Source organism: Flavobacterium sp. C3NV (assembly GCF_046825355.2).
Taxonomy (GTDB): Bacteria; Bacteroidota; Bacteroidia; order Flavobacteriales; family Flavobacteriaceae; genus Flavobacterium.
Genome location: NZ_JBKQBJ020000001.1, coordinates 564,431 through 579,656, shown reverse-complemented (window position 1 = coordinate 579,656; position 15,226 = coordinate 564,431). Strand labels below are relative to the sequence as shown.

Here is a 15,226-nt window from a genome sequence, read left to right as displayed (position 1 = left end):
TATTTAACAGGAATCTTGGCATACAATTTGGATTGCGGGAATTACAAATAATTTTCTTAGTACATCCGGAATGCTAATTATTATTTGAGAGAAAAATCAATTACTAATTCTTAAAATTTATTTTAAATGAAAAATAAACCTTTTTATTTGTTGGCATTCCTTTTACTTATTGTACTAAGTTGTAAGAGACAGGATGCATCTACAGAAGATTATGCCGTAGAATCTGCAGATATTGCAGTTGCTACCGATGCAATTTCTGAAGAATATATTTCAGATCCAAATACTGAAAGTTACACAGGACTTGACGAAAATCCTTTTGAGTCTCCAAAAAAATCTCCTCTTTCCACTTTTTCTATAGATGTTGATAATGCTTCTTATACCAATATTCGTCGCTTTATAAACGAAGGTCAAAAAGTTCCTAAAGATGCTGTTCGTATCGAAGAAATGATGAACTTTTTTAAATACAAATATCCACAGCCGGAAGGACAGCATCCTTTTTCTATCAATACCGAAGTAAGCGACAGCCCTTGGAATAAAAATTCATTGCTGTTGAAAATTGGTTTACAGGGAAAAAATGTTCCCATGACAAATCTTCCAGCTTCAAATCTTGTTTTTTTAATTGATGTTTCTGGTTCAATGGATGAACCTAATAAATTACCATTACTAAAAGAATCAATGAAAATTTTGGTAAAAGAGCTTCGTGCCAAAGACAAAGTTTCGATTGTTGTTTACGCAGGTTCTGCGGGAGTGGTTTTAGAACCAACATCCGGAGACAATAAAGATGAAATTATGAATGCTTTTGACGATTTACATGCTGGCGGAAGTACAGCCGGTGGGGCAGGAATTGAATTAGCGTATAAATTAGCGCAGGAAAACTTCATTAAAGAAGGAAATAATCGAGTTGTAATTGCTACAGACGGCGATTTTAATGTGGGTGCTTATGAAGATGCTGACATGGAAAAACTAATTGAAGACAAAAGAAAATCAGGTGTATTTTTGACTGTTTTAGGTTTTGGAATGGGAAATTACAAAGACAGTAAAATGGAAATTCTTGCCGATAAAGGAAACGGAAATTACGCCTATATAGACAATATTCAGGAAGCCAATCGTTTTTTAGGAAAAGAGTTTAAAGGATCAATGTTTGCAATTGCAAAAGATGTGAAGATTCAAATTGAATTTAATCCTAAACATGTTCAGGCATATCGATTAATTGGTTATGAAAACCGAAGATTAAAAGATGAAGATTTTAAAAATGACGCTGTTGATGCCGGAGAATTAGGAAGCGGACATACTGTAACGGCACTTTATGAAATTATTCCAACTGGTGTTGAAAGCGATTATGTTCCGTCTGATTTAAAATATACAAAGACTAAAACAGATGAATCTAATTACAATGATGAATTGGCAACAATTAAATTCCGTTATAAAAAACCTGATGGAGATAAAAGTATCGAAATCATAAATACAATTCCAAACAAAAAAGTAGCTCTTGACAACAGCTCTTCTGATTTTAAGTTTACAACTGCTGTTGCCTGGTTTGGATTGAAATTAAGAGAATCAAAATTCATTTCGAATTCAGCTTCTGCAGATATTAAAAAATTAGCAAAATCTGGATTAGCAAATGATGAGGAGGGTTACAGAGCGGAATTTATTCGATTGGTTGAGGCTGTGAACTAATTTCAAGTTCGAAAAAAGAAAATCCCAAATTCCAATTGTTACTATGGAGTTTGGGATTTTTTATTTGAGGTTTTAATGAATTGAAAACATAATCCATACACATAATCCAAAAAATAAGGATAAGTGGAAAATTATAAGGGCAAAAAAAAGCCTTGCAATTTTGTAGCATGATTGAATACGTAGTTCTAAACATTTATTTTTATTTTTTTTACGGAATAACTGATAAAGGCTTTCATCCATATCAGATATTTCAAATTTTTCTGCAGCAAGATTTTTTAATAACATACCGTCAAAATAAAGATGCCATGCTTTAAAACCAGTTATAATTGCTGTTATTATAAATAATAATAAAGTTATATTTTCAGTTATGTTTAAAACCTGATTTTTGATTAAAATAAAAAGAACGGGAGTGGTGAAGAAAATCAGAAATCCCATTTTGCTAATTGCCTTTATTGTTGTTGCGGCAACCAGACATTCTTTAGAGGTTCGTTCGGTCATTATTTAGATGTTTTTCCCAATATATTGTCAATAGGTTTTTATGTTTCTCGGATAATTTGAATTGGTAATTGTTTTGATGAAAGAAATCATAGCCTTCATTGACAGTTTTTATTTTATTAGAATATAACAACCATGCAAAAACCAATGTTGCACTTCGTGACATACCTAATGCACAATGTATAAAAACCTTATCATTGTTTCGGACCAGATCATCCAATTTTTCTACGCCAATTGATAGTTCTTCTATTGTTGGAATTACTAAATCGATAAGTGGATAACTCAAGTAACAATCAATATCATTTTGACTTTTTTCGTACTCTGCACATACATCAAAAATCACCTTAAAATCATGTGTCTTACTCATAGAGTAAGATCCTAAATACAAATTTGAAGTAATTTTTTGTGGGGTATCATATGATTTGAAAAATAAATATCTAATAAGACGAGTGCCACAACGATAAGGGAGAAACAGAATTTTGGCAGCAAAAGTAAAAGATCCATTTTCTTTTTTTTGAAAAATTACAGCTCCTAAACCGAGATATCCTAATCCTATAAAAAAGAGTGAAAATCCAATCCAAATTATAATAATTGCAATATAAACCGGGACTGTAAATGCTAAAATAAAAGATAAAATTGCAATTGATAAATGTATGACGGTTAAAGGTATTGATTTGACTTTTTGCCATTTCCAGTAATTCATTTTTGATAAAGGAAATAAATAACAAATTACTACGCCTGCTAAAAATCCGGCAGGGATATCTATAAAATGATGCTGAAAAGTGGTTAATACTGAAATACCAATTAAAAAACACCAAAAATTCCAAAGTAATTTGCTTATTCTGCCTAGATGCGGCAGATAAATCCTCCATAAAATTACAAGTAAAATAATATGCAAGGACGGAGATTGATTAAAAGGTTTGTCGAATCCCATCAGAGCATCAAAAAGTGATTTCCAAAGTCCAAAACATTCTGGTTTTGGAGTTGAAAATGTCATAGGAAAACAGTAGAAAAAAAACACTGCAACTGGTGTAGCGATCAAAAGTCTTAAAGCATGCTGACGTTGTATAAACTTAGTCATTGGCAAGAACAGCGATAAACCATAAAGTAAATCGATGCTCCAATACGGCACTATGGTAAACGGTATAAACGGAATGTGTTTTTCCCAGTCGTATACAATTTCATTAATACTTTCTTTTGGCAATGCAACGCAGTAATTATTCGCCCATCCATAAAGGGTAAAAAAAAGAGGTGCCAGAAGCAGTAACCAAAGAAATCCGTTACGCCATTGAATTTTGTTTTGTTCCATTATTTTTTTACTGCAACAGATACTGTAAAAATTCCCCAGTCATCTTGTAATTGTTCGATTTTTTCAAATCCTGCTTTTGCTACTAATTGATCCATTTCTGCCTGAGTTCGTCTGCGCATAACCCAACGGCCTTTGCCCTGATGATTGTTTAGGGTTCTTGCTATTAGTTCAACCTGAGGATGCCATGGCTGATTGGTATAGATTAAGTATCCTCCTTTTTCAATGGCTTTGTATAATCCGTTCAAAGAATCTTTCAACAGACTATTATCCGAAAACAGTTCATAAACTCCTGAAACTACTGCTATGCTCGGTTTAGGATCAACATTTGCAATTCCTTCTTCATCAAAAGCATCTGCATTTTTAAATTGTGCAAAATCAGTTAGTTTTCTTTCTTCAATCATTTTCGATCCTGCTATTACATTTATATCGCTATAATCGCGTAATAAAACTGAAGCAACTTTAGATTGATGCGGGATTATCGCATCGAGTATATATCTGCCATGTCCCGAGGCAATATCCATTATGCGTACGGTTTTGTTTTCGTTATAAAGGATCTCGATGTATTTGCCAATTAGTAATTCTAAATTTTGCTTTCTAACACGAATTCCTCTCCATCCAATTGCATCAAGATAGCCTCTGTCAATGATTTTTCCTAAACCAATTAGTTTGTAAAAACCTAATCCCTGAGCTTTATTTAAATAAACATAATCAAGAGAACTTCCGGAATCAAAACCTGTTTCAACACCAGTTTTTATTCCTTTTGAAGCTCTTTTGCCAATTAAATTCATTGAAGCACGAGTTATGGAAAAATTGATTTCATTGATAAAGGAAGATGCTTTTGGTTTTAATAATTCCGTATATTCATTATATGTATATCCTTTTTTATCTCCATCGATTAGATTAATTACAGAAGAATTTGATTCTACTTTCTGTATAAATTTACGTATTAGATCAAAAGCTTTTTCTCTTTCCAGTTCGCCTAAAGCATCATGAAAAAAACCTTCTAAAATATGTTTTTCTTTTAAGGAAGAACTTAAACCATCAAAAAATTGATGCTGAGGTTTGTCTCTTACTACTGCATCGCTTCCTGAAATTAATAATTGTGTAGGAACTATTATAGCTCCGGCATCAGCAATAATTCTGTCTGAAACCGTATAAAGATCAAGTAAAACTCTGGAGCCTATTGGTAAAGTGATAAGAGGATCTGTATGATATGATTTTATGCGTTCCGGATCATGAGTTAGCTGCTTGCCTTTTACATATGATTTTACAAAAAACTCTCCGAATAATTTTTGATATAATGCAATTCCCTGCTTTGCACCAGGAACAATCAGATCTACACTAAAAGCGGGTGATGCCAGTATTAATGCTTTAATTTTAGGTGCATAATCATGTACCCATGTAGCTGCAATAACAGCACCAACGCTTTGTGCAATCACAATAATATTTTCAACCGGAATCCCATATTGAGTATTAATGTGCTTTATAAAAACATCTAAATCATTAACCCAGGTCATAAAGCCTGGAGCATAACCTCTTGGGCCTTCTGTACGACCGCAGCCTCTAATGTCCCATGCAAAAAACGGAGTATCATCCATCTTTAGTTCATTGACAATGTGCTCCATTCTGCCCGAATGTTCATGTCCCCGATGTAGTAATACTATAACTCTCTCAGCTGGCTGAGTAGTTGTTTCTTTCCAGTTTCTATAAAAAATTACTTGGCCATCATGACTAGTAAATGTGTGCTCTGTTGCTTGTCTTTTGATATTCATATCGATAATGATTTTTTTAATCTTATAAATGTACTTAGGCTTACTAATAATATTAAGCAGAGAAAAATATAGGGTGAAAATGAAAAATTATTAATACCAAAAAAGGATAACAATCCGTAGAGACCGATGATAAAAGCCCGGTCACTTTTGCCCATTGGTCCGTCGTAGCGCCTTTCGCTGGAAACCACCTTTGCCAGAAGTCCGGCAAATTCGTTGATAATGCTCAAACAAATGAAAACCACTATGAGATATAAAGAATTTGGCTCATACTTTATTAGGGGTAAAAACAGAACAAAATCTGAAATCACATCACTTAATTCATTTAGAATTTCACCTAATTTTGATTGCTGGTTGTAAATTCTTGCCATCATTCCGTCAAGAGCGTTCAATGCCATTCTAATAAATAGCCCAATAGGAAGTGCTAAGAAAAAATAGCTGTTTAAATCTGCAAACCAAAAAAAGGCAGCAATTAAAAAAGACCAAAGAACAGAAACTAATGTAATTTGATTTGCGGTTACTCCTTTTGAGTGTAAAAACTCAAGTACAGGTTTTAATAGTGCTTGAAACTTAGGTTTTAAATTATATACTGATATCATAATATTCTATTCGGCTTTTAGTTTTAATTCTTCAATCTCATTTTTCATTTGTTCTAAAATAGAATCGACTTTTAAACTTGAAATTTTATTAGGTTGTCCGTATAGTATCGCGCTTTCATGCGGTACAATTAAGTTATCTCCTTTAGGCATTGCTTTGCCCATAGCTTTTAGATACACTGGTACATATGGAATATTAGGATTCTCAATTAAAATCAACGCGACTCCGGCTTTAAACTCTTTTGGTAAATTAGGTTCTCCGCGAGTACCTTCCGGGAAAATAATCAGAGAATAACCTTCTTTAAGCGCTTTATTCATTTTATAAATGGGATCATTCTCTGGATTTTCCTTGTCTGATTTTCTTTGAATGAGTAATGCATTTATAAAATAATTACTTAGCCATGCCTGCCATTTGGTTTTGCCAAAATGATCTTGCGCGGCAACAGGTCTCACATTAATTATTTTTGATTTAGGTACTGAAGCCATTATTGACATGGCATCAAGATGACTGTTATGGTTGGCAATAATTATAAATTGTTTTTCTTTTTTTAAAAATGTTGGTTTGGTAAATTTTACACCCACAACAAGTTTTAAAAAATTGCGAACAATAATCGAGTAGCAAATAATAAGTACTATTTTTTTCATTAGAAAGCCCAATAATAAACTAAGTGAAAGAAAATAGGAGCAGTATAGGTTAAAGAATCCAATCGGTCTAGAATTCCGCCGTGTCCGGGAATAGCTGCTCCGGTATCTTTTACACCCAAATCTCTTTTTACTGCAGACATAACGAGGTCTCCAAAAAAGCCCGAACAGGCAATTATGAAGCTTGCCAGAATAACTTGCCAATCTAGTAAAGGGGTTAAGAAACCGAGAAAATGTCCTATTATCGTAGTACTAATAACGCCTCCTATAAAGCCTTCCCAGGTTTTATTAGGACTAACTTTTGGGGTTATTTTATGTTTACCCAAAAGTTTGCCCCAAATAAATTGTAAGACATCATTTATTTCAGTTAAAAAAACCAGAAATAATAATAATCCCTGACCTCCATTTTTGAAGTTTGGAATATTATCAGGTAATGCAAGAAAGTACGCTAAGTGGCTAATTCCAAAAACAGTGAGCATTAAAGCCCATTGCATCGATGCCATTGATTTTATTATTCCTTTTGTCTCACCTTTGATTACCAATCGTACAGGTATAAATAAAAACATGTATACCGGAATGAAGATAATAAACAGCAGGTACCATTCGATATATGCCAGATAATATTGAATAGGAATGGCAATGAAAGCCCAAAAGATAGCTCTTCTGTCAGAATCCCTAAAATCTAAAATAGAATAAAGTTCTCTAAATGCGATAAAGGATAGCATTCCGATTGCGGGGAAAGTGATGGCTCTGTCTAAAAGAGCTGAGCAAACAAAAAACACAACCATGATCCACCACGAATTTGTTCGTGATTTTAACTCGGTTAAATTAGTTGTCGGTTTTAGTTTGCCCCAAACAAAGAATAAAATTGATGCAAAAGCCAGAAGTGAAAATATTATTACAACAACTTGTAAAATATCTGGCTTATTAAATAAGTCTAAATTTGAAAGAAATTTTGTGATTTTATTTTGCATGCAGGAAAAATATTAAAAAATAATGCAAATGTAATGCATTATAATGTATATTTTCCTACAATTAAAAAGTATTTAAGTTTTTACTTAACCTACTTCACTTCCTTAATAGTCGATCCGTCAATCCAGCCTTCGGTTCCGTCAGTTAGTTCAATTTTTTTCCATTGTCCTACAGTTTCGGTAACGTAGACTTTTGCTCCTTCGTGCAATAATATAATGGCAGCGCCTGCTTTTTGTGGTTCGCTGCGAACTTCGCTTATTTCGGCAAAAACAATCGCCGGACGATCATTGGTAAAATGGTCTTTTTCTGTCATTGCTGCAGAAACACTCAATAACAAAGCGAGCAAAAGAACAAACATTCCTATAAAATAAAGTCTTTTTGAAAGCGTAAGCTGAGAAAAATAATAGCCAATAAAACTCAATAAAAATACAAACGCAATCGCAACAGAAATCTTTGCCCAGGTATTATAATCAAAAATTCCTGTAAAGCTTTGAATTAGTTTTGCAAAACCCACCTTTGGGATTTCCTTTATCTCGTCGATCGTTAGTTTTTTTGCAAATTTTAAATTGTTTAAAGTCTCCGGATCGTGAGGTTTTAAAACCAAAGCTTTCTCGTAATTGTAGATCGAAGGCGCTACTTTGTTGAGTTTGTAATACGCATTCCCTAAGTTAAAATATAACTCTGCAGAATGTTGCTTGTCATCTCTAACAATGCTTTCGTACACATCAACAGCTTGCTGGTATTGTCCCTTTTGGTACAAGGCATTTCCTTTCTCAAAGCTGTTTTGAGCAAAGAAAACCTGAGTGATTAATAAAAAAAGATATACTACTATGTTTTTCATTTTCCTGATTTGTAATAACATTTTCAACTTTGCGAACTTTAATTCAACGAAGCTAAATCAATTTTCTTAGCGCAATTTGCGGTTAAAAATTAAACTAAACAATTTGCTTTTCTAATTCTGAAATGATCAAAACCGCTTTGTCATAATCCTGCTGGATCGAAGCGCTTGATGCCGGAGCATAACGGGCAAATTCACAGTTTTCTGTCAGATTAATGAAATTCTGAACTGATTCAGGATTTGCATTTCTCGACAATAACAGCTCCTGAATATTATTCTTGCTCATTTCTGAGGTTTCAATATGCAATTTCGCTTTTAGGAAATTATGCATCGCTTTTTCTAACGCAATATAAAACGCCTCTTTATTGTTGATTTGTTTTTTAGCCTGAGATAAATATTTCTTAGCTAATTTATTGTTCATTCTAATACGGTTTCCTGTTATGTCACCGTCAATTGCTTCTTTTCGTTTCTTAGCCAAAACAATAATTGGTAAGATAACGAAAGGCGCGAACAACAGAAGATAATACAAATTCGAACCGTAAAAATCGTTTTTAGCTATTGCAACTAATGTTGTTTTTGGTTTGATATATTTGAATTGTTCTGTTTTCGTAATTACATTTTTAGACGCATTTGCTGTTGCATTTGCTTCTGCCTGCATTGGTCCGTCTAATACATCGACCATAATTTCTTGTGAGGTGATGGTTTTATAAGAACCGGTATTCAAATCAAAATAAGAAAACTGCATTGGTTTTATTGCATATTTTCCTTTGTATTGTGGTACAATAGAATACTTATCGGTAATTTTTCCGGACATTCCTGAAAGTGAAGTCGTCACCTGTTCATCATGAACCGGATCGTACATTTCTAATGCGTTAGGAACAACAGGTTTTGGTAAAGTAAACAATTTCATGTTTCCGTTTCCTGAAGCGCTCACGATTAAATCCAGACTTTCTCCACTTTTAAGTGTTGTTTTAGATGGCGTAACTGTAAAATTAAATTTACCTACAGCACCGCTAAAACCTTCTGGTTTGCTTGCTTCCGGTAACGCTTTTACATTAATAGTTTTGGCTCCGGCCGAAACTACTCTGTTATCAACTGTCAGAATCATTTGTCCGTACATATCACGACGATTTGAAGGCAATTCTACACCAATATCCAGCGAAAGCGGTTCGATTGTTAATCTTCCTGATTTTTGTGGATATAAGATGGTTTTTTTCAGGATTACATAATAGCATCTTTGTCCCTGAAAAGTTCCTTCTTCAATAGACGGTTGTTTGATATCTATATTCTGGTTCCAAAAATCATTATACTTAGGTTTGGCCAATTCTTTAAAACCGGTAACATTAAGATTGTTAAAGTATAATTTATAAACAACCGTAATTGGCTCATTTAGATATGGATTTGTTTTCGAAATCTCGGCTACAAGATTTATGGTTTCATTAGGAATACCTTGTTGACCTTGTGGTCGGCTATTGTCATAAGGATCTCTTTCTTGTGCAACGGCATTTGTTACTACGATTTTTATAGGCTGTGTTTTGTAAATCTGGCCATTATATTCGATAGCAGCTTGTTTGATAGAAAATGTTCCTTTTTGATTGGGCTGTAAAATATAAGAATATATTTTCTGAAAAGAGCTTCTACCGTTTACCCAAGACTGACTTACCTGCTGACTTGGTCCGCCTACAACTCTAAATCCGTCAAATGAAGGCTGATCAAAGTTATCTCCATCAACATTCATGATGAAGTCAATACGGAATCTTTCGTTCAGTCCGAGCGTGTTTTTGCTTACTCTGGCTTCAAATTGAACTTGAGCCATAAGCCCTTGAAAAGTGAATAGTAATAGAATTAAATATCTTTTCATTAAATTGTTTCAGTTTTGTTTAACTGTTTAATTGTTAATTTGTTTAATCGTTTTTTTTAAAGTTTTATTGCTTAATCGTTTTATTGTTGTCAAATTAACAGTTAAACGAATAAACGGTTAAACCAAAAAAACTACCAGTCTTTTTCTGTTTTTCTAGGGGTTCCTTTTACTTTCTGAGCGTTTACTTTATCCTGAATTTTCTTTTCTTCGTTGTTTACGGCATCTAATAAATTCTGAACGCGGTCTTTAGAAATTCCGCCCGGCTGTGGTTTTGGTTCTCCTTTATTGTCAGACTTGTCATCTTTCTTAGGGTCATCTTTACCATCTTTTTTGTCTTTATCCTTATCGCCTTTGTCGTCTTTCTTGTCTTTGTCCTTATCCTTGTCTTTATTTTTATCCTTGTCTTTGTCTTTATCTTTATCTTTGTTTTTATCCTTGTCTTTGTCCTTATCCTTATTCTTGTCTTTATTTTTATCGTTTTTAGGAGGATTTTCTTTTAGCTTTTGTTTGGCTAAGGCATAATTATAACGTGTTTCGTCATCGGTAGGATCGTTACGCAAAGCTTCTTTATACGCTTCAACGGCTTGCGTATAATCTTTCTCTTTCATGAAAACATTTCCTAAGTTATGGTAAGCTTTATGTTTTTCAGGTCTTGTTTTGGCGTTCTTTATGGCTTTCGCGTAGGCGAATTTAGCTTCAGAAACCTGATTTTGTTTGTAAATAGTATTTCCTAAGTTATAGGGAGCAGTAGCACGTTTTGGAAATTTTGATTCTGAAATTCTGTAATTAGCTTCAGCGTCAATAAATTTATTCTGCTTATATTCTTCATTGGCATCAGGCAATGTCTTATCTTTCTCCTGAGCTGAAACCGCCAAAGAGAACGTTAGTAAAATATAAAGAAGTAAATTTTTCATTCTAATTTTTTATGTTTTTTAGTTTGCCACGAATTTCACCAATTCTCACTAATTAATTCTTTGCGTTAGTTTTACGAATAAAGTTTAAATAGTTTTATTCGTGTAAATTCGAGTAATTAGTGGCTAACTTTATTATTTCTTTTCGTTAAATAAATTCAACTCTTTTATCCAATTTGTTTTTCTTTCTAAAAGGAAAATGTCAACAAACAATAATAAGAAAGCAAAGCCAATGAACCACTGAAATTGCGATTGAAAATCGGCCATTTGTGTTGCTTCAAATTCAGTTTTTTGTATGTTGTTTAAAGCATTTTTGATGTATTCTAAAACTTCCTTAGTGCTTCCGCCGTATACATAACCGCCTTTTGTAGCTTTTGCAATGGTTTTTAATCCTTCCTGATTTAGTTTTGTAATAACAGTTTGTCCGTTTTGATCTTTTTGGTAGTTTTTGACTACGCCATTTTCTTTCAACGGAATTGTGCCTCCTTTTTCTGTTCCAACACCAATTGTAATGATTTTCATTCCCATTTTATTGGCTTCTTCAGCTGCTGCTGAAGCTCCTTCAGAATGGTCTTCTCCATCAGAAATCAAAATCAATAATTTGCTGGTTTTGCTTTTTTCGTCAAAATAAGTCGATGATAATCTTATCGCTTCATCAAGCGAAGTTCCTTGAGATGAAACCATATCCGGCGTCATACTTTGCAGGAACATTTTGGCAACACTATAATCTGAAGTGATTGGTAAAACCGGAAAAGCACTTCCTGCATAGGCTACGATTCCAATTCTGTCGCTTCCTAAATTATTGATGATTTGCGAAACCAGTTGTTTACTTTTTTCTAAACGACTTGGTGCCACATCTTCGGCAAGCATACTTTTAGAAACGTCGACAGCAAAAACGATATCAATACCTTCGCGTTTTACGGTTTCCATTTTTGTTCCAATCTTCGGATTCACTAATCCGATAATTAAGCAGGCAAGCGCCAAAAGTATTACTGATAATTTTAATACCGGTTTAAAAACAGATCTTTCCGGGCTTAGTCTTTTCACCATTTCGAGATCACCAAATTCGCGCTGTTTTTTTCTTTTCCAATACATATTGAAAAGAAAAATACACACCACAATTGGGAGTAATAATAAAAGGTATAAATATTTTTTTTCGTCTAATTCCATAAATATTTTAAAATTCCAATCCCAATTGTTGTGGGGATAAATTCCAAATTCCAATTTTATTGTTTGTCTAAAAGCTAATTTTTAAATTCCAATTTATTTGTTTTTAAACTTTACTATTCCGTTTTGGAATTTGAAATTTAAAAATTTGGAATTTTTTGATTTTTTCAAAAATCAAATGAAGCTTCTGTAAACTGTATTTCTTAAACCAACTTCTAACAATAATAAAAAGGCAGCCAATAAAACAAATCCTCTGTATTTTTCGTCGTAATCATAGAATTTTAATTCCTGGATTTCAGTGGTTTCTAATTTATTAATTGCGTTGTATATTTCGGCTAATCGATCATTACTTGTTGCTCTAAAATAAGTTCCATCGGTTTTACGGGCAATATTTTTCATTAATTGTTCGTCGATTTCAACTTTTTGCATTTTATATAAAAAACCTCCGTTTGGTGCATAAGCATAAGGAGATTCGGCCATTCCGTTAGTACCAATACCAATAGTGTATACTTTTATTCCGTACTGTTTTGCGATGTCTGATGCAGTTTCCGGCTCAATAAAACCAGCATTATTTACACCATCGGTCATTAAAATAATAACACGGCTTTTTGCTTTACTGTCTTTAAGACGGTTTACGGCAGTTGCCAATCCCATCCCAATTCCGGTTCCATCCTGTAAAACTGTATCGTATTTAATGCTTTTAATGGCTTCAAGAATAATAGCTTTATCACTTGTAACAGGTGTTTTTGTATAAGCTTCAGAAGCGTATAAAACCAATCCAACTCTGTCATTAGGTCTTTCGCCAACAAAATCTGCGGCAACTCTTTTTAAAGCTTCCATACGGTTTGGCTTTAAATCCTTTGCCAGCATACTTCCTGAAACGTCAATCGCCAAAACAATATCAATTCCTTTTGTGGTTTTAGTCTGACTGCTAATATCAACCGTTCTTGGTCTGGCCAAAGCTATAATTAAGGAGCTTAGTCCTAAAATTCTAAAAACGTATAAAGCAGGTTTTAATTTCGTTAGCAACGATTCGCTATTTTTAAAACCCTGAGTCGAACTCATTTTTAAAGTAGCCGATTGCTGGTTGCGTTTCCAGAAAAACCAAGCTATTGCAATTGGGATTAATAGAAACAACCAAAAAAATTCCGGATTTAAAAAAGTTATTTTATTCATTAGTTACTCGCTTTTCTAAGTTCAACAGAATTTAAAATTCGGGTTGCAATATCGTTTCCGTATGTGTCACCTTCTTCATGCAAAATCATAATTTGTTGTAATCCCTGATCTTGTTTGAATAATAAAATCTCGTAATAGGCTTTTGTGCTCGTTTTATCAACCGGATTTAAAATCGACATTGTGCCGTATCCTTTTAATCCCTGAACACCTTCATTGGTCTGAAAATCTTCTTGTTTTACAATAATATTTTGTCCGCCCTGTGCTTCAATTATTTTCAAAGTACCTTCTAAAGTTTTTGCCAAATCAAGTTCTACAGGATTTTTGAATTTACTTGTCGAAACGGTAATATAAAAGTTGTCGATCATGCTTCCGTATGAAAACAGTTGCATTTCTTTAATCAATGCCATAGTTTCTTTCGGAAGTACTTTTTGAGTATCCATACGTTTTAAAACCTTTGGAGTTTCGATTAAAACACCAGGATTTCCGTATTCACTTTTTACCCATTGACCTTCTAATAACTCTTTGGTTGGATGCCCAATCAAATTATCTTTTACAAATTTGAAACCTTTGGTCACAATAAAGAATGCCGTAGTTGCGATTAATAAAAACAAAACAGTTCCTACTGCAATAGCAATACGTTTGTTGCGTTTTTTTAATAATTGCTGTTTAATTTGTTTTTGTCTTTGCGCTTCATTCAACAATTGATCTTCTTCTTCGGCAGGAACTTCTGTCGGAATTGCATTATCCAGCGTTAAAATTACTTTCTGAATTTTATTTCTGTCATCGGTAATTTCAAAATCAAGCGGTTTCGATTTAGCAAATTTTACTAAATCGGCCTGACGTAAAACACGTTCCAGATTTTCAACAGTTTCAGGAGTTAAGGTCATCTTCTTTTTAGTTGATGCCGTTCTGATCGCCTGAATCAATTCAGAAGTAGTACTTTCCATTGCCGGAATATGAATCGCTTCTTCGATGTAATTACGGGCAATATCTGTTAATTCGCTATAATATTCTTTGATTTCTCCTTTTTGAACCAGTTCTTTTTGTTCCAGATTGTTTAGTAAACTTGTCGCTTTTTCGATAGGAGTTTTATAAACTTCTTCTTCAATTTTCTTTTGTTGGCGTTTTTTAACAAACCAATAAACGAAAGCTCCAATTCCAAGAATGATTATTAAACCTAAAACATATTTCCACCAATCACCAATTCCGTTGTCAACAGCTGTAATGTCTTTGATATCGTACATTTTTTGCTGTAAAGTATCCACTTTTACACTGGCCACTTCAACACGGATAGAATCTGTTAAGAAAGGTTTTTTATCAATTAAAATTTTAATACTCGGAATAGTATATTTCCCGGAATCAAATTGCGTTAAGCCATATTTTTTGATTAATTCGTAAGTGTCATTTTTCTTAACCGTGTCAATTGGATACGACTGAATTACTTCAAGTTGTCCAATGGTTTTTAGTTTAGGGAAAACAACTTTCGACTTTGAGCTCACAACCGTTTTAAGTGTTAGCTTAAATTCGGCCCCAATTTTATTTTTTGTAGTATCAATGCTCGTCTCTACTTGTTTTTGCTGGGCAAAAATAGATGAGGAAAGTAAAAATAAAAATATGTAAAACTTTAATTTCATTTGATTTTGTTTTCAGATTTTAGTCTAAAACGTATTGCTTAATATGGCACGCGGATGACGCGGATGGCACAGATTTAAGCGGATTTTTTATTTGTATAATTTTAAGCAGAAATCAATAATCATAAATCTTTAGAAAAATCTAAAATCTATCCCGATAGCTATCGGGACTGCAATCTAAA

At 33.4% G+C, this 15,226-nt stretch carries 13 protein-coding genes; 1 reads left to right on the top strand and 12 read right to left on the bottom strand.

All coding sequences use genetic code 11. From position 1 onward, the window contains the following. Positions 1-126: 126 nt before the first annotated feature. Entirely contained in the window at positions 127-1,677 is a 1,551-nt protein-coding gene (locus ACIDC4_RS02365) for a vWA domain-containing protein (protein ID WP_412044310.1), read from the top strand. A 72-nt stretch (positions 1,678-1,749) separates the two neighbouring features. On the opposite strand, the gene ACIDC4_RS02360 is transcribed toward ACIDC4_RS02365, so the two are convergent. From ACIDC4_RS02360 to ACIDC4_RS02305, 12 genes are all read right to left on the bottom strand, one after another. After that, a complete protein-coding gene (locus tag ACIDC4_RS02360) occupies positions 1,750-2,175 on the bottom strand; it encodes a hypothetical protein (protein WP_412044309.1) in 426 nt (141 codons plus the stop codon). Further along, positions 2,156-3,481, bottom strand: a complete 1,326-nt coding sequence (locus ACIDC4_RS02355; protein WP_412044308.1) for a phosphatase PAP2 family protein — start codon at positions 3,479-3,481, stop codon at positions 2,156-2,158. The genes ACIDC4_RS02360 and ACIDC4_RS02355 overlap by 20 nt, the downstream gene beginning before the upstream one ends. Next, complete coding sequence (locus ACIDC4_RS02350; protein WP_412044307.1) at positions 3,481-5,253, bottom strand: bifunctional alpha/beta hydrolase/class I SAM-dependent methyltransferase; 1,773 nt, start codon at positions 5,251-5,253, stop codon at positions 3,481-3,483. The genes ACIDC4_RS02355 and ACIDC4_RS02350 overlap by 1 nt, the downstream gene beginning before the upstream one ends. After that, a complete protein-coding gene (locus tag ACIDC4_RS02345; RefSeq protein ID WP_412044306.1) occupies positions 5,250-5,849 on the bottom strand; it encodes a CDP-alcohol phosphatidyltransferase family protein in 600 nt (199 codons plus the stop codon). The genes ACIDC4_RS02350 and ACIDC4_RS02345 overlap by 4 nt, the downstream gene beginning before the upstream one ends. A gap of 6 nt (positions 5,850-5,855) precedes the next feature. Then, the gene (locus tag ACIDC4_RS02340; protein ID WP_412044305.1) at positions 5,856-6,491 is read right to left on the bottom strand and encodes a lysophospholipid acyltransferase family protein; all 636 of its coding nucleotides are present in this window, start codon (positions 6,489-6,491) and stop codon (positions 5,856-5,858) included. Beyond that, complete coding sequence (locus ACIDC4_RS02335) at positions 6,491-7,462, bottom strand: phosphatidate cytidylyltransferase (RefSeq protein WP_412044304.1); 972 nt, start codon at positions 7,460-7,462, stop codon at positions 6,491-6,493. Before ACIDC4_RS02335 ends, ACIDC4_RS02340 begins: the two co-directional genes overlap by 1 nt. An 89-nt stretch (positions 7,463-7,551) precedes the next feature. Further along, the gene (locus ACIDC4_RS02330) at positions 7,552-8,301 is read right to left on the bottom strand and encodes a tetratricopeptide repeat protein (protein WP_412044303.1); all 750 of its coding nucleotides are present in this window, start codon (positions 8,299-8,301) and stop codon (positions 7,552-7,554) included. Between the two features lie 94 nt (positions 8,302-8,395). Beyond that, complete coding sequence (locus ACIDC4_RS02325; RefSeq protein WP_412044302.1) at positions 8,396-10,159, bottom strand: BatD family protein; 1,764 nt, start codon at positions 10,157-10,159, stop codon at positions 8,396-8,398. 131 nt (positions 10,160-10,290) lie between these two features. Beyond that, on the bottom strand, positions 10,291-11,073 hold the full coding sequence (locus ACIDC4_RS02320; protein WP_412044301.1) for a tetratricopeptide repeat protein: 783 nt from the start codon (positions 11,071-11,073) through the stop codon (positions 10,291-10,293). A 132-nt stretch (positions 11,074-11,205) separates the two neighbouring features. Next, positions 11,206-12,240: a vWA domain-containing protein gene (locus ACIDC4_RS02315; protein WP_412044300.1), complete on the bottom strand. Its 1,035-nt coding sequence runs from the start codon at positions 12,238-12,240 to the stop codon at positions 11,206-11,208. A gap of 171 nt (positions 12,241-12,411) precedes the next feature. After that, a complete protein-coding gene (locus ACIDC4_RS02310) occupies positions 12,412-13,413 on the bottom strand; it encodes a vWA domain-containing protein (protein ID WP_065448716.1) in 1,002 nt (333 codons plus the stop codon). Continuing rightward, positions 13,413-15,047, bottom strand: coding sequence for a hypothetical protein (locus ACIDC4_RS02305; RefSeq protein WP_230033614.1), 1,635 nt, complete (start codon positions 15,045-15,047; stop codon positions 13,413-13,415). Before ACIDC4_RS02305 ends, ACIDC4_RS02310 begins: the two co-directional genes overlap by 1 nt. Positions 15,048-15,226: the final 179 nt, after the last annotated feature.